Annotated in this window: 22 protein-coding genes; 17 read left to right on the top strand and 5 right to left on the bottom strand. The window is 57.9% G+C overall.

Annotation, left to right across the window (positions count from 1 at the left end; genetic code table 11):
• Positions 1 to 205 precede the first annotated feature (205 nt).
• Entirely contained in the window at positions 206 to 1,090 is an 885-nt protein-coding gene (locus AB4Z35_RS12530) for a LysR family transcriptional regulator (RefSeq protein WP_442097321.1), read from the bottom strand.
• A gap of 107 nt (positions 1,091 to 1,197) precedes the next feature.
• Between AB4Z35_RS12530 and AB4Z35_RS12525 the strand changes: the two genes are divergently transcribed.
• From AB4Z35_RS12525 to AB4Z35_RS12515, 3 genes are all read left to right on the top strand, one after another.
• Entirely contained in the window at positions 1,198 to 1,914 is a 717-nt protein-coding gene (locus AB4Z35_RS12525) for an AzlC family ABC transporter permease (protein WP_442097362.1), read from the top strand.
• A complete protein-coding gene (locus AB4Z35_RS12520; protein ID WP_442097320.1) occupies positions 1,904 to 2,212 on the top strand; it encodes an AzlD family protein in 309 nt (102 codons plus the stop codon). The genes AB4Z35_RS12525 and AB4Z35_RS12520 overlap by 11 nt, the downstream gene beginning before the upstream one ends.
• Before the next feature lie 119 nt (positions 2,213 to 2,331).
• Positions 2,332 to 2,973 (top strand): LysE family translocator, encoded by a 642-nt coding sequence (locus AB4Z35_RS12515; protein ID WP_442097318.1) that lies wholly within the window; start codon positions 2,332 to 2,334, stop codon positions 2,971 to 2,973.
• A gap of 397 nt (positions 2,974 to 3,370) precedes the next feature.
• On the opposite strand, the gene AB4Z35_RS12510 is transcribed toward AB4Z35_RS12515, so the two are convergent.
• Positions 3,371 to 4,255, bottom strand: coding sequence for a LysR family transcriptional regulator (locus tag AB4Z35_RS12510; RefSeq protein ID WP_442097316.1), 885 nt, complete (start codon positions 4,253 to 4,255; stop codon positions 3,371 to 3,373).
• A gap of 164 nt (positions 4,256 to 4,419) precedes the next feature.
• Here AB4Z35_RS12510 and AB4Z35_RS12505 point away from each other — a divergent pair, with 164 nt between their 5' ends.
• The 6 genes from AB4Z35_RS12505 (at position 4,420) to AB4Z35_RS12480 (ending at position 9,502) form a co-directional block, all read left to right on the top strand.
• Positions 4,420 to 5,166: an SDR family NAD(P)-dependent oxidoreductase gene (locus tag AB4Z35_RS12505; RefSeq protein WP_442097314.1), complete on the top strand. Its 747-nt coding sequence runs from the start codon at positions 4,420 to 4,422 to the stop codon at positions 5,164 to 5,166.
• 67 nt (positions 5,167 to 5,233) lie between these two features.
• Positions 5,234 to 6,082 (top strand): alpha/beta fold hydrolase, encoded by an 849-nt coding sequence (locus AB4Z35_RS12500; RefSeq protein ID WP_442097312.1) that lies wholly within the window; start codon positions 5,234 to 5,236, stop codon positions 6,080 to 6,082.
• 58 nt (positions 6,083 to 6,140) lie between these two features.
• Positions 6,141 to 6,890 (top strand): SDR family NAD(P)-dependent oxidoreductase, encoded by a 750-nt coding sequence (locus tag AB4Z35_RS12495; protein WP_442097311.1) that lies wholly within the window; start codon positions 6,141 to 6,143, stop codon positions 6,888 to 6,890.
• 44 nt (positions 6,891 to 6,934) lie between these two features.
• A complete protein-coding gene (locus tag AB4Z35_RS12490) occupies positions 6,935 to 7,684 on the top strand; it encodes an SDR family NAD(P)-dependent oxidoreductase (protein WP_442097310.1) in 750 nt (249 codons plus the stop codon).
• 81 nt (positions 7,685 to 7,765) lie between these two features.
• Positions 7,766 to 8,413 (top strand): glutathione S-transferase family protein, encoded by a 648-nt coding sequence (locus AB4Z35_RS12485; protein WP_442097309.1) that lies wholly within the window; start codon positions 7,766 to 7,768, stop codon positions 8,411 to 8,413.
• A gap of 171 nt (positions 8,414 to 8,584) precedes the next feature.
• Positions 8,585 to 9,502, top strand: a complete 918-nt coding sequence (locus AB4Z35_RS12480) for an alkene reductase (protein ID WP_442097307.1) — start codon at positions 8,585 to 8,587, stop codon at positions 9,500 to 9,502.
• Between the two features lie 190 nt (positions 9,503 to 9,692).
• Here the strand turns inward: AB4Z35_RS12480 and AB4Z35_RS12475 are convergent, their stop codons facing one another.
• Complete coding sequence (locus AB4Z35_RS12475; protein WP_442097305.1) at positions 9,693 to 10,682, bottom strand: LysR substrate-binding domain-containing protein; 990 nt, start codon at positions 10,680 to 10,682, stop codon at positions 9,693 to 9,695.
• Between the two features lie 96 nt (positions 10,683 to 10,778).
• Between AB4Z35_RS12475 and AB4Z35_RS12470 the strand changes: the two genes are divergently transcribed.
• The 6 genes from AB4Z35_RS12470 to AB4Z35_RS12445 all read left to right on the top strand — a co-directional run bounded on the left by AB4Z35_RS12470 (position 10,779) and on the right by AB4Z35_RS12445 (position 16,493).
• Positions 10,779 to 11,948: a M20 aminoacylase family protein gene (locus AB4Z35_RS12470; RefSeq protein ID WP_442097303.1), complete on the top strand. Its 1,170-nt coding sequence runs from the start codon at positions 10,779 to 10,781 to the stop codon at positions 11,946 to 11,948.
• A gap of 59 nt (positions 11,949 to 12,007) precedes the next feature.
• On the top strand, positions 12,008 to 12,796 hold the full coding sequence (locus AB4Z35_RS12465) for an ABC transporter substrate-binding protein (RefSeq protein ID WP_442097301.1): 789 nt from the start codon (positions 12,008 to 12,010) through the stop codon (positions 12,794 to 12,796).
• Positions 12,797 to 12,908: 112 nt separating this feature from the next.
• The gene (locus tag AB4Z35_RS12460; RefSeq protein ID WP_008002481.1) at positions 12,909 to 13,598 is read left to right on the top strand and encodes an ABC transporter permease; all 690 of its coding nucleotides are present in this window, start codon (positions 12,909 to 12,911) and stop codon (positions 13,596 to 13,598) included.
• Positions 13,595 to 14,305 (top strand): ABC transporter permease, encoded by a 711-nt coding sequence (locus AB4Z35_RS12455; protein ID WP_008054274.1) that lies wholly within the window; start codon positions 13,595 to 13,597, stop codon positions 14,303 to 14,305. Before AB4Z35_RS12460 ends, AB4Z35_RS12455 begins: the two co-directional genes overlap by 4 nt.
• A gap of 20 nt (positions 14,306 to 14,325) precedes the next feature.
• Positions 14,326 to 15,093 (top strand): ABC transporter ATP-binding protein, encoded by a 768-nt coding sequence (locus tag AB4Z35_RS12450; protein ID WP_008054273.1) that lies wholly within the window; start codon positions 14,326 to 14,328, stop codon positions 15,091 to 15,093.
• A gap of 560 nt (positions 15,094 to 15,653) precedes the next feature.
• Positions 15,654 to 16,493, top strand: coding sequence for a 5'-nucleotidase, lipoprotein e(P4) family (locus AB4Z35_RS12445; protein WP_442097299.1), 840 nt, complete (start codon positions 15,654 to 15,656; stop codon positions 16,491 to 16,493).
• A gap of 401 nt (positions 16,494 to 16,894) precedes the next feature.
• Here the strand turns inward: AB4Z35_RS12445 and AB4Z35_RS12440 are convergent, their stop codons facing one another.
• A complete protein-coding gene (locus AB4Z35_RS12440) occupies positions 16,895 to 18,106 on the bottom strand; it encodes a patatin-like phospholipase family protein (protein WP_442097298.1) in 1,212 nt (403 codons plus the stop codon).
• Positions 18,107 to 18,433: 327 nt separating this feature from the next.
• On the opposite strand from AB4Z35_RS12440, the gene mhpA reads away from it, so the two are divergent.
• Both mhpA and AB4Z35_RS12430 read left to right on the top strand, forming a co-directional pair.
• Complete coding sequence (gene mhpA / locus AB4Z35_RS12435; RefSeq protein WP_442097297.1) at positions 18,434 to 20,092, top strand: bifunctional 3-(3-hydroxy-phenyl)propionate/3-hydroxycinnamic acid hydroxylase MhpA; 1,659 nt, start codon at positions 18,434 to 18,436, stop codon at positions 20,090 to 20,092.
• Between the two features lie 2 nt (positions 20,093 to 20,094).
• Positions 20,095 to 20,742 carry a TetR/AcrR family transcriptional regulator gene (locus tag AB4Z35_RS12430; protein WP_008002493.1) on the top strand — a complete coding sequence of 216 codons (648 nt, stop codon included), beginning with the start codon at positions 20,095 to 20,097 and terminating at the stop codon, positions 20,740 to 20,742.
• Here AB4Z35_RS12430 and AB4Z35_RS12425 read toward each other — a convergent pair whose 3' ends face one another.
• Positions 20,743 to 21,999: an NADH:flavin oxidoreductase/NADH oxidase family protein gene (locus AB4Z35_RS12425; RefSeq protein WP_442097295.1), complete on the bottom strand. Its 1,257-nt coding sequence runs from the start codon at positions 21,997 to 21,999 to the stop codon at positions 20,743 to 20,745.
• Positions 22,000 to 22,094: the final 95 nt, after the last annotated feature.

Genomic DNA, 22,094 nt, shown 5'->3' with positions numbered 1-22,094 from the left:
TTGCAACGCCCATAAGAAGCCCCTCGCCACAGGTTTCTTGCTCGCCTGAAAATTGTCTTGAGTGAGCAAAATTGCGGCAATGACGGTTTTTTTCTTTGTCAGTGAAATTCATTGGGCTACTGAGTCAAAGAAACCGGTTGAGTCCACAACTCAATGCAGCCATTCGATATCCTCCAACCAAAAGGGCTGAAGTTCTTCTCGCAATTCAGGTGCAAAGTGGATCTTTAAGTGTTCGTATGACCTGGTCGTACATCGCATCCACTGCTCGGGATCTCTTCGAATCCTTGCTGCGCATCAGAACGACTTCCACCACGGGGAGTTCGGGCAAGCCTTGGCGTGTGTCCACAACTTTCAAGCTGGCCGGCACGCTGCACCGGGTCAGTACAGCCACTGCCATGCCGCTCTCTGCCACGGCCAGTTGGCCACCCACGTTAGGGCTGTTGTATACCACTCGGTATTCACGCTGCTGGGATGAAAGCGTTGCAAGAATTTCGGTGCGCAGACGTTCACCCAGTTCGTGCACGGCTATAGGCAGGGGGGCGCGTTTCCATGCTTCATGCTGCTCGGCTGCTCCCCACACCAGGGCTTCCCGGAACAGCAACTCGCCCCGTGAGGGCGCGTCGCGCGTGAGCAATGCCAGATCGATTTCACCGCGGTCGACCTTTGCCCATAGGGCGGTGGACTCCTCGCACACCAGAGTTACCTCGACTTCGCTGAAACGGGCGGCGAAGGTACGTAGCACCGGCACAAGGTAGGTCAGTGCATAGTCATCCGGAACTCCGAAGGTCACTCGCCCCGAAAGCGTTCCGCCATGCATCGCCAACACCAGCGTCGAATGGGAATCCAGCACCTTGCGGGCGTGGCCGAGCAGATCATAGCCAGCAGGGGTGAGGGAGAGCTGCCTTGGCTCACGGTTGAGCAAGGGACGACCAATGCTGTCTTCCAGCTTCTTCAGCTGCATGCTTACGGCTGACTGGGAGCGTGAGACCTGTCGCGCCGCTGCCGTCATTGAGCCCGTATCGACCACCGCGACGAAGGTGCGCAGCCAGTCGATCTGTAAATCCCGAGAATGCACCTGTCTTTTCACCATTCGTAAATCGAATGCTGCTTATAACACTTATTCGCTTTTCTGGGCCCTATGCCAGCCTGCAAAATACCGCCCAACCCACGGCACGCCGTGACAGAGGAGGCGACGTTTTGTTGAGTATTGAGAAAGGCTCGGTCGAGCTGGGCTCGAGCGAGATATGGTTTGGCTTCAAGCAGCTCCTGCCTATTTCGCTGTTCGTTATCGTCTTCGGGGTAGCCTTTGGTCTAGCGGCGGCGCAGACAGGACTGGAGGACACTTCCACGCTGCTCATGAGTGTCCTGGTGTTTGCCGGCGCAGCGCAGTTTGCTGTTCTCGATCTGTGGGGCGAGCACGTTCCGGTTCTTCCGCTGATAGTCACGGTGTTTGCAATCAATGCCCGACATCTATTGATGGGAGCGACTTTGTATCCATGGTTGCGAGATCTTCCGCGGGCCAAACGCTACGGTGTAATGCTGGTGGTGTCGGACGCCAACTGGGCGATGTCGATGCAGGCATTCAATGGCGGCAAGCCGGGCCTGGGTCTGCTACTGGGCGGCGGCTTGGCACTGTGGTCGGCATGGGCATTGGGCAGTTGGCTGGGACTGTATTTCGGCAGCGCAATTCAGGACCCGGTCAGCCTGGGTCTGGATATGGTCATGGGCTGCTTCCTGCTGGCGATGGTGATTGGAGGACAAAAGAACCTGCGCATGCTGATCATCTGGACTGTGGCGGCCGGCTCTTCGCTGCTGGCGTACCGGTACCTGCCAGAAAATAGCCATGTCGTCGTGGGTGCATTGGCTGGCGGTCTTTTGGGGGCACTGTGGATGGAGAAGAAAATTGAGCATTGATAGTGCAGGCTTCGGCACAATCCTGATCATATTGATCATGGCGGTGGTCACTCTTGCCACACGCTGGGGCGGTGTGTTCGTGATGTCTTTCGTCCCCATCAACTTCCGAGTCCAGCAGTTCATTAGCGCTATGTCGGGTTCGGTGTTGGTGGCCGTCCTGGCCCCCATGGCGGTCATTGGTGACAATGGTGCACGGCTCGCCTTGCTGACCACGGCAATCGGAATGCTGCTGCTCAAAAAACCTCTACCGGCGATTGCGGCAGGGATCATCGTGGCGGCCGTATTCAGGCAGTTCTGAGTTGCGGTGATGCCGGTCGCAGTTGTTGTGGCGAAGTTTGGTAGAGCCGCGCGACATGTCGCCTGTTGGCGCATCCCCTCTTGTAATATGCGACACCCAACACACCACGAGACTGGAAAATGGAACCTCACTCGATTCTTGCATTTACCGTGGTCGCCGCGATTGCCATCGCCAGCCCTGGACCCGCGACCTTGATGGCGATCAACAACAGCCTGGCCCATGGGCAGCGCAGCGCAGTCTGGTCCTCCCTCGGCAATGCGAGTGGGCTGTTCTGCCTGTCGGCCGCGGCCATGCTCGGATTGGGGGCGTTACTTGCCAGCTCCGAATGGCTGTTCAACGCGGTGAAAATCATCGGTGCCGGTTACCTGTTCTATCTGGGGGCCAGGCAGTTGTTCAAAACCAGTCCGATGCTCGTGGACGATATTCAGGGTGACTTGAAAAAGAGCAGGCCCACTCGCTTTAAACTGTACAAGTCGGCCTTCCTGACGGCGGTGACCAACCCGAAGGCGACGATGTTCTTCACCGCGCTGTTCCCGCAGTTCATCGACCAGAGCGCGAGGCTTCTGCCGCAGTTTCTTATCCTCACCTCGATTTTCATGGCGCTGTCGGTGGCGTCCTTGAGCCTGTATGCCGCGCTTGCCTCCCGGGCCAAGGGCGTGTTGACCCGGCCCGAGCTGTCCCGGTGGGTCAGCCGGGTGGTGGGGTCGACGTTCATCTGCTTCGGAGCAGCCGTTCTGACCATGCGTCGACAGGCCGCATAAGAGGAGTGTGGCCATCCATGAATGTCCGCTCCTGGCCGAATCTGTTGAAAAAGTCGGTCTGCTCAAACTGCCTGATCATTGACTGGTGAAAACGCCTTTTTTGCACGCTGCTACGTGAAATCCGAGTCCGGAAGCCTTTGCCAAGAGTAAAGATTTCAATCTCGGACGCGTGCTTTTCTGATGCGCAAACGATGGCCGACTTTTTCAACAGAATCAGCCGATAGCTGCCTGTTAACGCATTACACCGCTGTGCGTTTTCGGACTACTTAAAGGCGTTCGAAAAAGTCTCGTGTCATACCGGTCCGCTCACAAGGCCTGACAAAACCAGATATGAGGACGAATGCGAGCGGGCGGGCAGAACGAATCCAATATGTCTTCCCTTTATTCTCTACAGGTTTCACTTCGGTGCCATCAGTTCGCCGAGCCGCGACAGAAACAGTTTGAGAATCGGTGAGGTGTTCGACTTGCTGTAGCCCACCGCTAAATCGATCACCGGTGCCTCGCCTTCTAGCGGACGGCTGACGACAGACCACGGCAGCAAATTCTTGGCATAGGCGGGCATCAACGCCAGACCGCGGGTGGAGGCGACCAAGGACATGGCCATCGCCAAGTTGTCCACCCCGTGATCCAATTTGATGTCGAGCCCTGAGCGACGGAGATAGTCTTCGGTGACCGCACGCAGCACCTTGGCCTTGTTCGAGCCACCGATGAAAATCTCGCCCACTAAATCTTGCGGGCGCACTGCTTCGCGCGCAGTGAGGCGATGGTCGCTCGGCATCAGGACGATGAGTGGCTCCCGGTCCACCACGTGGTACTCGAGGTCGTAATCCGGTTCTACGCGCAGGAAGGCCAGGTCCAGCCGGCCGCGGACGAGCGCTTCGGCGAGATCTGGTGAATAGTCGCTGGAGACCATGACCTGGATGTTCTTCATTTCGTCGCGCAGCACGTGCATCGCTTGCGGCAACCAGTTCATCTCGTGCCCGGTCTGGAAGCCGATGGAGAATGTCTTCCTTATCGGTTGCGCCGCCCTGCGTGCCGTTTCGACCGCAGCATCGACCTGCATCAGCGCCAGGCGGGCGTGGTCGAGAAAGGCTTTGCCCGCAGCGGTCAGCTCGACGCCATGAACGCTGCGCGACAGCAACTCGACCCCGACATGATTTTCCAGATCCCGGATCTGCCGGCTTAACGAAGGCTGCGAGGTGTGCAGTCGTTTCTCGGCTGCTTCCGTCAGGCTACCCGTCTCGGCGACGGCAATGAAATATCGAAGATGTCGCAGTTCCATGGTGCTCTCATGCCTGCCAGGTATGCCCACAGCTTACAAAGTCTTTTTCAACTTCGCCATAAGCTCCTAGTTTGTTGCCTATGGCGGCGTCGGGGAATTTCTCCCAGCGCCGAAGCCATTCGGCGATCTATACGCCGCAAGTCATACCTTGCAGGAGCTTAAAAATGAACAAGCCCGTTATTCTGATCACCGGAGCCCTCACCGGCATCGGCCGAGCCACTGCCGTCGCCTTCGCCAGGAAAGGTGCGCAGGTGGTCGTTACCGGTCGACGCGACGAAGCCGGCAACGCACTCGTTGAGCAGTTGCGCTCTTTCGGCTCGGAGGCCGAATTCATCAACGCCGACGTCCGCAACGAAGATGACGTCCGCAATATGGTCGACAAGACCGTTGCGCGGTTTGGGCGTCTCGATGTCGCCGTGAACAACGCTGCCACTGAAGGTATGGTCGGCCCGATCACGGACCAGACCGCGCAAAGCGTTGCCGCGACCTTCGATACGAACGTTCTCGGCGTGGTCCTGAGCATGAAGCACGAGGTGCGTGTCATGCAGGCCCAGGGGAGCGGCAGCATCATCAATATTTCCTCGACCTACGGGCACAAGGGCGCGGCCTATGCCTCGATCTATGTGGGCGCCAAGCACGCTGTCGAAGGCATCACCAAGTCGGTGGCGCTCGAACTCGCCGCGTCGGGCATTCGCGTGAATGCGGTCTCGCCGGGCCCCACGGACACCGGCATGCTCACCCGCTTCACCGGCACGCAGGAGAACAAAGCGGCCTTGGTGGCGCAGGTTCCGCTGGGCCGACTCGGCCTCTCGGAGGACCTTGCCAATGCGATCGTCTTCATCGCATCGGACGAAGCTTCATTCATCACCGGCCATGTCCTCAACGTCGACGGCGGTCATACCGCTAACTGATCCTGCCCGGGTGCGCAGATTTGCTCCGCACCCGGTTAAGGGGGGGGCATCACCAGAGGGAATCTCAATGACTCAGTACAATCATCAGAGCGCGCCGACACAGTTCGTGGACGCAGCGGGTATTCGGTTCGCATACCGACGCTTCGGCAAATCGGGTGGGGTTCCACTCGTCCTCAATATGCATTTCACCGGCACGATGGATCACTGGGATCCTGCGGTGACGGACGGATTGGCGCACGACCGTGAAGTCATTCTGTTTAACAACGCCGGTATCTCCAGCAGTTCGGGGGAGGTGCCGAACTCAATTGAGGAAATGGCGGCCAACGCCGCGGTCTTCATCAGGGCGCTCGGCCTCACACAGGTGGACGTACTTGGCTTTTCGCTTGGCGGCCTGGTCGCGCAGGAACTGGCGCTAGCCGAACCGGCGCTCGTACGGCGGCTGATCCTGGTGGGAACCGGACCGCGCAGCGGTGAGGGTATGGCCTCGCTGACGCCCGAAGCGCAGGAGATCTTCGGAGCGACCTACGACGAGCCAGATCACTTGTGGCTCAGGGTGTTCTTCACCCCGTCCCAAGCCAGCCAAGCGGCGGGCCATGCTTATCTCAAACGCTTTCGACAACGCACAGAGGATCGCGATCCAGGTGTTAGCGACAAGGTCGGACCTGCGCAGATCGGGGCGTTGACCAAGTGGGGCGCACCACGCGAGAACCCCTTCGATTACCTGAAGGCGATCAAGCAGCCAACGCTGGTCGTCAATGGTGACAACGACGTGATCATCTATTCGGTGAACTCTTCGATCTTGCAGCGGCATCTGCCGAACGCGCAACTGATCCTCTACCCGGATGCCAGCCACGGTTCGCAGTATCAATACCCCGAGCGCTTTGTCGGCCACGCGTCCCTGTTCCTTTCTGAATAGACCAGGCACGCCTGGATCTGGCACCGGGATTCTGGATCAAGACCAAGGGATGCTTATCATGACCAACCTCTACGGCAAGACTGCACTCGTCACTGGTGCCTCCCGCGGTATTGGCCGTGCCAGCGCACTTGCGCTGGCACAAGCCGGAGCACAAGTGCTCGTCCACTACGGTCGCGCAGAGAAGGAGGCGACAGCAGTGGTCGCCGAAATTCGCAAAGCGGGCGGGAAGGCAGAGAGGGTCGCCGCCGATATGGGCGCCGCGGACGGGCCGCATTTGCTGGCCGAGCGCGTGCGCGCCATCATCGGTGGTCGATTGGACATCCTCGTCGCCAATGCGGGCATTTCGAAGGCCGACACGATCGAAAAGACCACCGTCAAGGACTTCGACGATCTGTTTGCGGTGAACGTGCGCGCCCCGTATTTCCTGGTGCAGCAGTTGCTACCCGCTCTGTGCAAGGGCAGCAGCGTCGTTTTCCTGTCATCGCGTGCAGCAGCGCACACCGGCGTCGGGACGCTGTCCGCCTATGCAGCCACCAAGGGCGCCATCGATACCCTGGTCAAGTACTTCGCATCGGAACTCGGCGGGCGGGGCATCCGCGTCAATGCCGTAGCACCGGGCGTGGTTCTAACCGAGATGTCCGGTTTCGCCAAAACCGATGCGGGGCGGGACTTCACGCTGAACATCCAGGCGCTTAAGCGTATGGCACAGCCCGATGACATCGCAGCGGCCATTGTCTTCCTCGCCTCCGATGACGCCCGTTGGATCACCGGCGACACCCTGCACGTCGATGGCGGCACAAAGCTCTGAGCGATGGTTCTTCGAGCTACGCGTACTTAACCAGGACAAAGCAAATGTCTACTCAATCTGTTGTTCTTATCACAGGCGCACTGACCGGCATAGGTCGAGCGACCGCGGTCGCCTTCGCTAATGAAGGTGCCAAAGTTGTCGTTTCCGGACGACGTGAAGAAGAAGGTCAGAAACTGGCGGCCGAACTCCGTGCGCTGGGCGCCGAAGCGGAATTTCTGATGTCCGACGTGCGCCATGAAGATGAGGTTCGCAATCTGATCGAAGCAACGGTCGAACGCTTCGGCCGGCTGGATATTGCGGTTAACGCCGCCGGCACAGAGGGGCGGTCCATTGCCGTAACAGACGTGACGCCCGAGAACTATGCGGCAACGTTTGATACCAATGTGCTCGGCACGTTCCTCAGCGTGAAACACGAGATGAGGATGATGTTGGCTCAGGGTAACGGCAGCATCATCAACATTTCGTCAACGATGGGCGAACGTGGCGGGGCGAATTTATCCCTCTATACCGCCAGCAAGCATGCCGTGGAAGGTCTGACCAAGTCGGCTGCGCTTGAGGGCGCGGCTTCCGGTGTGCGGGTCAATGCAATTGCCCCTGGACCGGTTCAGACAGCGATGCTCGACCGGCTAACCGGTACGGCCGAGCGCAAAGCCGCTTTCCTGATGAGTGTTCCACTCAAGCGTGCCGGAGCCCCGGAAGAGATTGCCGATGCCATTGTGTTTGTCGCATCCGGCAAGGCGACCTTCATTACCGGCCAAATCATTCGAGTCAACGGCGGCAAAACCGCTTCATGACCCGTGCCCGCCATCAGGTTGGCGGTGGCTCGAAGCGTTGACATTGCTCTACCTCTGAATTCTCACAAAGGAAATCAAGCCATGACCGCCAATACACTCAAACTCTATCAATCCGCCGGCTCGCCCAACTCGCGGCGCGTGCGCATTTTTCTCGCCGAGAAGGGCTTGTCGATTCCGCTCGTCCCGGTCGATCTGGGCCAAGGTGAACAGCACTCCGAGGACTACCGTGCGATCAACCCGCGCCGAGTCGTTCCGACCCTGGTGCTGGAAGACGGCACCGCCATCGGGGAGGTGCCTGCCATCATCCGATACCTTGAAGAGGCCTATCCGCAAACGCCATTGCTCGGCGAGACCGCAAAGGAAAAGGCTTTAATCACGATGTGGGAGCGGCGCGCCGAACTGGAAGGTTTCGCGACCGTCATGGAGGCCATCCGCAATGCCGCACCGGGCCTCAAGGGGCGCGCGATTGCAGGCCCCTATGACTACGAGCAGATCCCGGAATTGGCCGAGCGCAGCAAACTGCGGGTGAAGAACTTCTTCGTCGACCTCGATGCCCGCTTGACTGGGGTTCCGTTCGTGGCGGGTGATCGCTTCTCCGTGGCCGATATCACGGCCTTGGTCACCGTGGATTTTGCGGCTAAAGCGATCGACCTCCCCGTACCGGAGGAACACGTCGCCCTGAAGCGCTGGTACGACCAGGTTTCAAAGCGCGCGGGCGCGTCGACCTGATAACAAGCAGGAATTTACGCATCAGCTTTCCATGGTTCTTTTGGGACGGCGCGAGGCTGGGCGATGACTGCGATGAGTGCAATCGGTGTTCCGCGGCTTCGGCCAGGTTGCAGGTGTTGGCCCTGTTTGAACAGCTTGGCGCATTGGTGCCGGGCGATGGAGATTGTTGTCATGACTACTGCGCGTGAACTCTTCGAAGCCCTTCGCCTTGGTGCGATCGACCTTACTCATCGAGTTGTCCATGCCCCTACGACGCGATTACGCGCCGATACGGATGAAAGCCCCAGTGCAATGATGATTGAGTACTATCGCCAGCGTGCGTCGAAAGGCGGCTTGCAGATTACCGAAAGCGCCCACCCCTCCCATGACAGTCGTGGCTACCTTGGCGCCCCGGGCATTTACACCCAGGCACACGTTGATGCGTGGCGTAAAATCACTGATGCGGTTCACGCCAAAGGCAGCCAGATTGTCATGCAAATCGCTCACTGTGGTCGTCATTCCCATGTCGACCTGAGCGGAGGTAGAGCGCCGATTGCGCCCTCTGTGGTGCCATTTGAAACCCAGGTGTTGACCCAGGATGGCTGGATGCCGAACTCACCTCATCGGGCGATCGAATTTTGGGAGATTCCGGTATTGGTGGAGTCCTTCCGTATAGCCGCCGTGCGGGCAAAGGAAGCAGGGTTTGATGGTGTGGAGTTGCACAATGCCAATGGTTGTCTCGTTGACACCTTCCTTCAGGATGGAACCAACAAACGCACCGATGCCTATGGCGGGAGCCTGGAAAATCGCGCCCGGTTTTCTCTCGAAATACTGGAAGCGATGATCTCGGTGTGGGGCCCAGGCAGGGTTGGTGTCCGGGTCTCGCCAAGCGGGCAGTGGGGGAATATTTCGGACAGTAACCCTGAAGCGACTTTTGGCTATTTCGCCGCGCGGCTCAATGAATATGAACTGGCTTACCTGCACATCATCGAGCCGCGCTTCAGGGGGGCGGAGGTGTCCCGGCAATCGGTGGCAGTCGCCACGCTACGTAATATCTTCCGCGGACCGATCATAGAAAGTGACTATCTCGCTTTTCCATTCGCAAACTGATGGTTGACATGCCGGGGCCGGAGCTGCCATCGGTGAAGTACGTATTCAGGTTAAGGCCATTGGTCTTGATCGAGCTGAATCCATGTGGTGCAACGGCGCCTGTGTTGAGCCTGCTCATCGAGTTTTTTCGCGATAAGCTCGAAAGTGCGTAACCGGAGAATGCCGACGATCAGCAAACTGCGGGGTCACCTCACAGCAGCAGCCGTAAGGTTTCAAACAGCGCGCGGTCTTCCTTTTTGGCCGAGCGCGCATGGCGCCGAATGACCTGCAACAGGCATTCGGTGAAGCAGATCGCCGGATTGCTCAGTGCGCCATTGCGGCGAGTCACGATGCTCAGCTGTCGGGGCTCGAACTGCTCGGTGAGCCCCAGGGATACCACGCGCCCCAGAAATGGCGGGGCTGTGCTCACGATGGACGGTCCCCAGGTGCACATGTCGGCCCGCTCGACCATCATCTGCAAAATGGCCAGTGAATGAGCACGCACGATTCGATTCTCATCAATCTGCGCGCCATGTTTCCAGAACAGTTCCTGCATCAGCCCATCGTGACCGTCCGGCGCGTAGTTCAGGGTCCAGTTTTCTTCCAGCAACTCGTGGATCGAGCGCGCATGCTGTCGGGCGTGACCCTCGCGGACCAGCACCGAGGTCTGGTAATCGAGCAAGGTTTCGCAGGCGAATTCCTGGGTCGATTGTGTGGGATGGAGTTGGCCAATCGCGAAGTCCATGCTGCCGTCGCGCAACAGCGGTTGGGCAACGGCCATCAGGCTTTCGAACAGTTCCAGCTTGATTTGTGGCATACGTTCGCGAAAAGCCAACACGACTTCGGGCAGGAAGGTCAGGGCGACCCATGGGGTGATCCCGACGCAGAGCCGGCCTTGAGCCTTCCCACGCATGTGATCAAGCTCAGTCTGTGCGTGCTCCAGTTGCTTGATCACCAGCCGGGCGTGAGTCAGCAGCACTTTGCCGTATTCGGTGAAGTTCAGACCGCTGGCGGTTCGGGTAAATAGCGGTAACTGCTGGCTGGTTTCCAGCTCGCGCAGCGCTTTGGTCACCGCAGCCTGGGAAATCTCCAGCGAACGAGCGGCCGCGCGGATACTGCCGGTTTCGGCGCTGGCAATCAGCGCCTGTAATTGATGCAGTTTCATCTGCTCACCTTGATGACAACTTATGGTTGTCATCATAACCAAACTGCGGCTCCCCAGCCTAGCGCAGGTTCCCTAAGATCGACCCCAACAGCGCTTTCGCTGCTGCACAGCCCCTGTCGAAGGAGAACACCCATGAATGCCGGTTTGGTCCTGCCTGGTATTGCCGCGATGCAAGATGAAATGATCGCGATACGTCACCGCATTCACGCGCACCCTGAACTGGGTTTTGAAGAATTCGCCACCAGTGAGCTGGTTGCAGCGTGTTTGACTCAGTGGGGCTTTGAGGTCAGTACTGGGGTGGGCAAGACCGGGGTCGTTGCCACCCTGAAAAATGGCGAGGGTCGGTCCATTGGCTTGCGCGCTGACATGGATGCGTTGCCGATACAGGAAACCTCCGGTTTGCCTTATGCGAGCCGGATCGACGGTATCATGCATGCCTGCGGTCATGACGGTCATACAGCAGTCCTGCTGGCCGCCGGTCAGTATCTGGCCCGGACACGGGCATTCAACGGCACCGTGCACCTGATTTTCCAACCGGCGGAAGAAGGGCTGGGCGGTGCCAGGAAAATGCTGGAGGAAGGGCTGCTCGAACGGTTTCCGTGTGACGCGATCTTCGCCATGCATAACGTGCCGGGTTATCCCGTCGGGCATTTGGGTTTTTACAGCGGACCGTTCATGGCGTCTGCCGACACGGTGAACATCAAGATCATCGGCAACGGTGGCCATGGCGCGGTGCCGCACAAAGCCGTCGACCCGGTGGTGGTCGGTGCCTCGATCGTGATGGCCCTGCAAAGCATCGTCTCGCGCAACGTCAACCCGCAGGAGATGGCGATTATCACGGTGGGCTCCCTGCATGCCGGGAGCGCCTCGAATGTCATCCCGTCCAGCGCCGACCTGAGCCTGAGCGTACGCGCCCTGACTCCCGAGATTCGCCACTTGCTGGAGGTCAGAATCACTGAACTGGTCAAGGGCCAGGCCGAGAGTTTTGGCGCCCGGGTCCACATCGATTACCAGCATTGCCATCCGGTGTTGATCAACGATCCCGAACAGACAGCATTTGCCCATGAAGTCGCCCGCGACTGGCTGGGAGAGGAACACCTGATCGATGACTTACGGCCGTTCACGGCCAGCGAGGACTTTGCTTTTGTCCTGGAAAAATGCCCGGGCAGCTATCTGGTGATCGGCAACGGCGAGGGAGAAGGCGGGTGCCTGCTGCACAACTCCGGCTACGACTTTAATGACGGCTGCCTGCCGGTGGGCGCGAGCTATTGGGTCAAGCTGGTCGAACGTTTTCTGAGTTGAGACGGCGCATTTTCACCCGTTGTGCCTGTAAAAAATCTACGGTCTGGAGAGCAATAAAAATGAACAAGATGATTGCAGCCGTTTCCCTGGTGTTCCTGACGGCCTCGAGCCTGGCGGGTGCGGCCGACTGGTCTGGAAAAGTGTTGAAGCTGGGGGTGGACCCGACGTATCCACCGCTGGAATACAAGAACCAGGATGGCACGCTGACCGGCTTCGGGGTCGACATCGCCGAGGCGTTGTGCGCCGAACTGAAAGCCCGCTGCGTCTGGGTAGAAAGCAGTTGGGACGGGATGATCCCGGCACTGCTGGCGCGCAAGTTCGATGCGGTGGCGTCTTCGATGACCATCACCCCCAAACGCCTGGAGCAGATTGCGTTTACCGACAAGGTGTCCAATGCACCGGCACGGTTAGTGGCCAAACGTGGATCGGGAATACAGCCGACCCTCGAATCGCTCAAGGGCAAGCGCATTGGTGTGGAGCAGGGCTCGACCCAGGAGTCCTATGCCAAAGCGGTCTGGGGTTCCAAAGGCGTAGACGTTCTTTCCTATCAAAATCAGGATCAGGTGTACGCCGACCTGGTAGTGGGGCGACTTGATGCCTCGTTGCAGGGTTCCATTCAAGCCAGTTACGGCTTCCTGAAAACAGCGGCGGGTCAGGACTATGAATTTGCCGGTGCCACTCTGGATGACCCGGGCTTCTTCGGCGTCGGTGATGGCCTTGGCCTGCGCAAGGGCGATGTCGCGTTGCGCGAAGACTTGAACAAAGCCCTGGCAACCATTCTCGCCAACGGTACTTACGCGCGGATCAACAACAAGTACTTCGATTTTGATGTCTACGGTGCCCGGTAACGGCGCCCGGTAACGGTGCCAGGTAACGCGTCGTCGTTACCTTGAACAGGGCGCTCGTTCGAGCGCTCTATTGCCCCCTTCACCTCACCCTAACAAGAATAAGGAGAGTGAGATGTTACTGGAAGGTTTTGGCCCGCAGATTCTGCTGGGCACCCTGGCTACCATCAAACTGGCGCTTTGTTCATTGCTGATCGCCGTCCTGGCCGGGCTGATGGGTGCCAGTTCCAAGCTGTCGTCCAATCGATTGTTGCGCGCACTGGCCGCGGGGTATACGACCGTGATCCGCAGCATGCCGGACCTGGTGATCATGTTGCTGCTGTTCTTCAGCCTGCAGATGTTGCTCAACCGGATGACCGATTGGCTGGGGATCACTCAGATTGACATAGACCCGTTTCTGGCCGGTGTCGTGACGTTGGCCTTCATTTACGGTGCCTACTTTACCGAGACGTTTCGCGGTGCTTTTCAGGCGGTCCCGGTCGGTCAGATCGAAGCGGCGAGGGCTTACGGCATGACCCGCGGGGAAACCTTTCGCAAGGTCCTCTTTCCACAAATGCTGCGTCACGCCTTGCCGGGCATTGGCAACAACTGGCAGGTGCTGATCAAGTCGACGGCCCTGGTGTCGATCATCGGCCTGACCGATGTGGTCAAGGCCACGCAGGATGCGGGCAAGGGCTCGATGCAGTTCTTTTACTTCACCCTGGTCGGCGGCCTGATTTACCTCGCCATTACCACGGTCTCCAATGGCGTGTTGCTGTGGCTTGAGCGCCGCTACTCGGTCGGAGTCAGGAAGGCTGCGCTATGAACATTCTTCAGGACTACTGGCAGGCTTACCTATGGAGTGACGGGCCGTACTTTTCCGGGTTGGCGGTGACTTTGTGGCTGCTCATACTTTCGGTGGTGATGGGTTTTGTGCTAGCGGTGCCGTTGTCGATTGCCCGCGTCAGCCGCAACCCGCTGTTGCGCCTGCCGGTGTGGTGCTACACCTACGTGTTTCGTGGCACCCCGTTGTACATCCAGCTGCTGTTCTTCTACACCGGGGTGTACAGCTTGCATGTGGTGCGGTCCCAGGATTTTCTCAACGCGTTTTTCCGTGACGGCTTCAATTGTACGGTGCTGGCTTTCGGGCTCAATACCTGTGCCTACATGACCGAGATTTTTGCTGGCGCCATCAGGGCGACCGCCCACGGTGAAGTCGAGGCCGCCAGTGCCTACGGAATGAACCGGTTCACGCTTTATCGGCGGATTATTCTGCCGTCGGCGTTGCGCCGCGCGCTGCCGTTTTTCAGCAATGAAGTGATTCTGATGCTGCATTCCACTTCGGTGGCCTTTACCGCCACGGTGCCCGACTTGCTGAAGATCGCCCGGGATGTCAATTCGGCGACCTATGCATCCTTTACCGCCTTTGGCATTGCCGGGGTGTTGTACGCCGCCAGTGCTTTTTTCCTGATCTGGCTGTTTCGACGCGGCGAACTGCATTGGCTGGCCTACCTCAAACCGCGGACGCACTGACCCCTATCGGACTTGCTCGAATGTATAAATTGATCGTTGAAGATGTCCATAAAAACTACGGCAACCATGAAGTGTTGAAAGGGGTTTCGCTCAAGGCCCGGGCGGGTGATGTGATCAGCATCATCGGCTCCTCCGGGTCCGGGAAAAGTACCTTCTTGCGTTGTATCAACCATCTTGAACAACCGTCGGCCGGGCGCATTGTCGTCAATGACGAAGAGTTGCTCACCCGCAGAAACTCAAGGGGCGAGTTGTGTGTGGTCAACCCCGGGCAGCTGCGGAGCCTGCGCAGCCGGTTGTCGATGGTGTTTCAGCACTTCAATTTGTGGAGCCATATGACCGTGCTGGAAAACATCATCGAGTGCCCGATGAGTGTGCTCGGTATCAGTCGGGCGCAGGCACTGGAGCGGGCGCGTCATTACCTTGCCAAGGTGGGGCTGCCACAAAAAGTCGAGGCCCAGTACCCGGTGCATTTGTCCGGCGGCCAGCAACAGCGGGTGGCCATTGCACGTGCGCTGGCCATGGAACCTGAGGTGATGCTGTTCGACGAACCGACCTCAGCCCTTGACCCTGAACTGGTGGGCGAGGTGCTCAAGGTCATGCAGCAACTGGCCGAAGAGGGCAGGACGATGGTGGTCGTCACCCACGAAATGGCGTTTGCCAGGCAGGTGTCGAACCACGTCATGTTTCTGCATCAGGGGAGGGTGGAGGAGTCGGGAGCGCCAGGCACGCTGCTGGAACAGCCTCAAAGCGAGCGGTTGCAGCAGTTCCTGGCCGGAAGTCTCAAGTAGTTACCCTTGGTGGGCCAATCAATGCAGATTTGCCCTTGGAGCTGACTCCGCTCGGCGGCCCCCCACCATAAGGTGAATTGCCAATGCCTCTCAGGCTTTCGCCGCCGATAAACAATTGGGAAGGGGGCTTCGGTGATCGAGTCGGCAACTAATCTGCGAAAGAAAGTCGCTTCATCGCCAGGCTCGCGACCGACCATGCGTCACTAATGTGTGCCCCTCAATCCGACCCTCCCTGCCGACCATGCCTTCCCTTTTCCGATTGGGTAATTGCACGGACTTGCCCACCCATTTGCATTCGACCTGACCAGTCATTTGCATCGGATTTGACAAGCACGATTCGTGGACATGACCGGCAGAGAACAGCCAGAAGCGGTCACTCGCAGGTCAACTGAAATGGGTGGCGACTCGGCTCATTGCGAATTTATTACAGAATAATGACAAGAATTACGCCCGATTAATCTAGAAATGCGACACCGGCGTTGAGCTCAAACACGGGCTGATATAGAACACCTTGGCAGCATTTTCCGAAGTGGTTCAATACGCGTTCCAAGGGCTCGAATATGAAAATAAAAACAAACAAAAACCTGCTCTCCCCCTTGCTCCTCTCTCTAATGATGCTTCACGGTGCTCCCACCTTTGCCGAGGAAGTCGCCAACCCGCCTTCAAATCTTTTAACGGCAGCCGTCGCCTGGAAGCAAACAGCCGCCGAGTTTGAAGCGCTTTATTATCAAGGGTTCAACGTAGCAAGAATGCAACTGGATCGAGCCCTCCAGGCTCACAAAGCGGGTGACCGACCCTTAGCTATCATCAGCGATGTCGACGATACAGTGCTCAGTAGCAACAGCTATTGGGGCTATATGATCAATGCCAACAAAGAGTTTTTCGACGATGCAGCATGGGATAGATGGGTGGCTGACAATGGCCCGGTTGCCACGCCTGGCGCGGTGGATTTCTTGAGCTATGCACAATCGAAGGGTGTGGAGGTTTTTTACGTGACCAGCCGTGACCRAGGCGAAAAAACCTTTGAATACGCGTTGGCGAATCTTCGGAAAAACAATCTTCCATTTGCCGATGATAAACACCTGACGGTTTATCGCGACAGCTCCAACAAGGAACCACGCCAATCTGAGATCGCCAAGGATTACGATGTGGTGGTGATGCTGGGTGATAACCTCAACGACTTTAAGCGCAAGTATTACGTCGCTGACGTTAAACAACGTAATAGCCTTATGACTGAAGACAAGGAGCAGTTTGGCCGCAAGTTCATCATCTTTCCGAACCCTACCGATGGCCACTGGCTCAAAGCCATTTTTGGCGATTCAGAACCACCGGCCACACCGGAAAACCGTGCGAAGTTCAAGGCAGCTGCCAGCACTACAGCTTGGCAGCTTAAGCAATAACAAGGCTGGGTGGCAGCAGGTTTTAGGGGGTGGCAACCATCGTTCCCCCCTGAAGTCTGTCAGACCACGATGGGATTGCTCATTTCACTCTGGTCGTAGCCGCCCCGAACTTCCCAATAGAACGTGATAGTTTTTGCGCCTCATGAATCCTGTGTCGACCTCTGCCATGCCGACATTGGAGAAGTAAATCACTCTCGGCGTTGTAGGCATCTTTGAACGTTGAAAAAAGGACTACCTGGAAGCGACTGTCCCTGGTTCACTCAATGACGATTTCAGACAGGCAGCTTTGAGTGGCTGTGTGTCCGTCGGGGGAGGCAGAAAACGGCCAATTTCAGCCATCGCTGACTGGCAGCTATGGGCTGTGGATTCAACCGGTAGATGCAACAGATTGGCTCTATCGTTCAGCGGGTGTTTCGTAGTTTGGTGATTTCCGAGGGCGGCGATTTATGCCACGGATAGCCCTTCGCGCTGAGTTGAAAGGCGTAATCGAATAAACGCCTCATGTACTCGCCATCGAATTTCTGATTGTGCGGAAAGTAAAAGTCGGAGCCAATGTACGCAAGATTGAAATCCGCTCCATCTTGCTGCGCCATACGGTAAATTCGCTCCAGGTCGCTGATCCCCTGAGTTTGAATCAATGCACTGATGGCTCGACCGCCGATGCTCAATGTACGGCGTTTCGTCCCGGACCACTGCGGCTCCAGTGTCCCATTACGAATGACATAGAAATGACGCTCGAGTCGCAAAGGTGCTCCGGTGGCTCTGTTCAGCGCCATCTTGGTGCCAGGAGGGTAAAGGAACACCTGAGTGATTACCCCGCCGTCCACGTGCATTTCCTGAAACTGTTTGCCGTCAACGTCCACATCGATCATGACGGGTGAGACTGCGCCGGGAATACTCATCGACGCGATCATGATGTTGCGAAAGAGGTCGAGCGCTCCCGGTGCATCGCTTGCGGCAATAGTGCCCATGTTCCAGGTGACTGGCCGCCCTGAATCAAGGTCGGTTGTACCGATCAGCAGGATTCGTCCTTTGGCGTATTCCGCCGCAATCGCCGCAAGAGTCTGCGCAGTGACGTACTTTGTAATGAGCCGCAACAGTGGCTTGCTGTCCGCTATACCGTCGCTGGCAAGACGGGTCAGCACGTTTCGCGAATGAAAAACGTCTTTTGGACCGATGGCGTTGGCGATATACCGAATGACGTCGTCGTACCCGGATCCCAGGTAAGCGAACGGGGCGACCAGGGCGCCGGCGCTAATGCCCGTGACGACCTTGAACATGGGGCGAGTCCCATGCGTGGTCCAGCCCGTAATGAGTCCCGCTGCGAATGTGCCTGCGTCACCGCCTCCCGAAACTGCCAGCATACTTGCCAGCGGCAGGATGTTGTTCGGTTTCCCGGCCCTGGCGAGAGCCTCGCTCTCGCGTTTGTTGCCCTCAATTGCATCCTGAATGAACAGAGTCAGGTCGTGGTCCAACCAGTAGCGAGCATTGGGAATGCCTGGGATGACCGCTTTTTCCGTTAGCGTTTGCGGCACAGCGTCACGGCGTGGCAAGCCCCCTTGCAGGAACATGTTCAGAGTTGAGGCACCAGGTCTTGGCGGGAATGGTTTCAAAACGCCTCCTCCGGCCCCTGCCGTCGACAGCAAGCGCGCTCATCGTACCCGAGAAAGTCCTTACCCATGGTGCCCGAGATGGCTACACGCCAGCCGACTGCGGCACGTCATTCGAACGCCAGGCAGCTCATTTTGCGCTCCTTTACATGATAAAAAAACTCATTGGCCGCGTGCTCCAGGTTCTATACGAAAGTCCTTGAAGTCTCCGGGTCAAAAATTAATGACAAAAACATCAATATTGAAATTAATCTCAATTTTGCTTACCTTGACCCTGCCTGACGATGAGACCTGCGCGCCTCACGACTTCAATCACAACAAGGGCTCGAGATGAACAACAACAAGAAAGTTTCCGAATTGCCTCCCTCCGCCGTCGATGTACTGGTCGTCGGTAACGGTCCGGTGGGTGCGACAATCGCGGCGCTGCTCGGCCGCTACGGGGTTACGACCCTGGTACTGGACAAGCTCCATGAAATCGTACTGATGCCTCGTGCCATTGCTCTGGACAACGAGGCCCTGCGCATCCTGCAACTGGCCGGATTGTCGGAGGACGCTTTCGAGAAGATCGTTATCCCTGAAGTGAGGATGCACTCTCCGGTCCTCGGGCAATTCGGTCGAGCCAATACTGAAGGGTGTATCCACGGCCACCCCAAGCTTGTGACGTTCTATCAACCTGACCTCGAACGAGCGATGCGTGGCCAGGTTTCCCGACTGAAATCAGTGACCAGCCTGGGTGGTTTCGAGCTGGAGAGTCTGGTCGAGGAAGCGGAGTGCGTGGTCGCCACTGTACGGGATCAGGATGGGCACTCGCATTCCGTTCGCGCCCAGTACCTGATCGGTGCGGACGGTGCAAGCTCCAAGGTCAGGGCGCTGATCGGCCAGGAGTTCGAAGGACAAACCTATGCAGAGGATTGGCTGATTGTCGATGCCAAGAACCGGCATCAGTCAGCCATTGATCATATTGAGTTTATCTGTGATCCGCGGCGGCCCACACCGCACATGCCAGCCCCCGGCGGAAGGGAACGCTGGGAATTCATGCTGCAACCCGGCGAATCCCGGGAGGAGCTGGAAAGCCCGGAAAGCATCGCGCGGCTCATTGCGCCATGGATCAATCCGCAGGAACTGGAAATCGAGCGCAAGGCGGTGTATCGATTCCACGCGCGTTGCTGCAATAGATTCAGCAAGGGACGTACTTTCCTGGTCGGTGACGCTGCACACATCACCCCCCCTTTTGTGGGGCAAGGTCTCGTGGCGGGCCTTCGTGACGGCGCCAACCTTGCCTGGAAGCTGGCTTGGGTTCTTCGTGGCCATGCCGCGCCTGCGATACTCGATACCTATGATGTAGAGCGCCGCCCGCATGCCCAGGCGATGATCAATCTGGCAAAACTCATGGGCCGTCTGGTAATGCCCAAGAACAGGATCGCGGCTTTCTTCATCCACGGCCTGATGCGTATGCTGGCGTTGACTCCAGCGACCAGAAGGTACTTCGAGCAACTGGATATCAAGCCGAAGAACACCTTCAAGCACGGCCTGTTCGTGCAGCATCGTCGGGGTGACAAGCTGGTACGTGGCAGCCTGTTTCCCCAGGCCTGGGTTCGCACCCTGCAAAAGCAGATCAAGCTGAGCGACGATGCACTGGGAGATAACCTGACCCTGGTTGGATTCGGTGTTGACCCGTTGTCACTGCTCACCACTGATCAGATCGTTTCCTGGGAAAAGCTGGGAGGCCACTTCCTGGAAGTCAGGCCCCGCGGTCAACGCTGCGGCGGCAGTTGTGACTTCATCGAAGACATGAACCATGACATCCTGCCGCTGGCTGCGAAAGGCACACTGGTCGCCGTTCGTCCTGACCGTATCATCATGCACCACGCCCCCGGCACAGAGGCCAGCAAACTCCTTCGAGACTGCCGGGGCCTGTTGATGAGCGATGACGCCACGCCTGACAACGTTTCGATTACCATCAACGAGCCGATTAAATTACGAGCCTGATCATGCATTCCCCCACTCATCCTTTAGAAGCTGCTGCGCCAGAACCTCTCACCAGGGGGCACAAGAAGCGTGAGCGCACCCGTCGCGGTCTGGTGGACGCGGCATTGCGACTTGTCGCACGCAAGGAGGTGGGGGAGATCGCATTGTTCGAAGTCGCCGCCGAGGCGGCCGTATCCAACGGCACCATCTACAACTATTTCCGAACGCGCGACGAAGTACTCGAAGCGGTGGGCATTGCCATGGCCGCCGAGTTCTCTGACGCCATTTCCGTCTTGAACGCGGACGTGCAGTGCGGAGCGCAGCGGCTTTCGATTGGCGTGCGCATGTTTGTATGTCGAGCCGCCACCGACCACCAATGGGCGAATGCGCTGCTGCGCATCATCCATTTCGACCAGGCAGTGCGCTCGCGTTTGGCTGCCCATGTACTTGGCGATCTGCGTGAGGGGCTGCGTGAGGGGACTTTTGCTTATGAGGACGAAGGGGTCGCCCTGGATTTAGTCTTGTCGTGCACAACCGGAGCAATGCGCTCAGTTGTCGAGGGCCGCGCAGTGGTGGGGCACGATTTGCGGGTCGCCGAAATGATTCTCCAGGCTCTGGGCGTTACACCCGCCAGAGCCAGGAGGATCGCTGGAAAACCCTTACCCGCCTGATCAGATGTCTTTCTTGATCTGACAGGCGTTATCAATCCATTGCCGATAACGCTTCGCCTGGCGTCGGGATTTCAGCTGATTGCTGATCAATGCCATGAGTGGCGACGTCCCGGGTCGTGTTCGTTTCCCTTGGCTCAGCAAGCCAAGTTGCTTCTTGATCAACGACGCCACTGCAAGCGACGCCAGCGCCTTGTTCTTCCAGCGGACTACGATGGGCTCCACTTCGGTGTCCTGGCCTGCCATCCACTGGCTGGGCAGGGTCGGTTCGATTGCCAACGCCGTGGCAAGCCCGACCATCGACACCGAGCCGCTCACCACTCGCTCCGCGACTTCCTTTCTGCGCACGCCACCAGTGACCATCAGCGGCATGCGCGCGATCTCTCCTATCTTCTCCGCGAATTCGAGAAAATAGGCTTCTCGAGCCAATCGACTGCCATCGCGGGTCTGCCCCTGCATTGCCGGGCTTTCGTAGCTGCCACCTGACAACTCGACCAGATCGACCGCCTTGGCGTTAAGCATTTCCACCACGCGAGCTGCATCCTCGGCATCGAATCCGCCGCGCTGAAAGTCCGCGGAATTGAGCTTCACAGCGACACAGAAGATCGGCGCCACACGCTGACGTATTGCATCGATGGTGCGCAGGAGAATTTGCGCACGGTTTTCCAGGCTACCTCCCCAACAGTCGCTACGCTGGTTGGTCAAGGGCGAAAGGAATTGGCTGAACAGGTAGCCATGCGCTGCGTGAATCTCCACGCCGGTGAATCCGGCACGCTCTGCCAACACCGCCGCTTGGGTATAGCGCCCAATCAGTTCTTCGATCTCCTGCTCATCCAAAGCCCTGGGCGGCACAAAAGCTTTTGAAAGTCCGGGTATATCGACCGCAACTGCGGAAGGGCCTCTTGCCGGCTGCCCCATTGATGCCAATAGCTGGCGTCCGGGATGATTGATTTGCATCCAGGCCTGGGCTCCACGACTGCGGCAGGCATCGGCCCATAGCCGAAAATTCTTCAGGTTCCGATCGTCCTCAAACACCACGCCAGCTGGTCCGGTCAAGGCGTGGCGATCAACCATGACGTTGCCAGTGATGATCAGACCGACCCCACCCTCCGCCCAGCGCCGATAGAGCTTGATCAGCGCTTCCCCAGGAGCGTGATCCTCATTGGCAAGGTTCTCCTCCATGGCAGCCTTGGCAATTCGGTTTGGAATCACCGTGCCGTTAGGCAATCGAAGCGGTTTGAAGAGCTTTGAGCCGGTCATTTTCTGTCCTTCAGCTAATGAAAAGTCGGCCAGCCATCGCTAAGGGTCATACCGTTGAGCACCGTCTGAACAGTRCTTGCTCAAATTGTTGAGGT

Source organism: Pseudomonas sp. KB_15 (assembly GCF_052114525.1).
Lineage (GTDB): Bacteria > Pseudomonadota > Gammaproteobacteria > Pseudomonadales > Pseudomonadaceae > Aquipseudomonas.
Note: the sequence above shows the minus strand (reverse complement) of the source record. Positions and strands in the feature narration are given on the sequence as shown.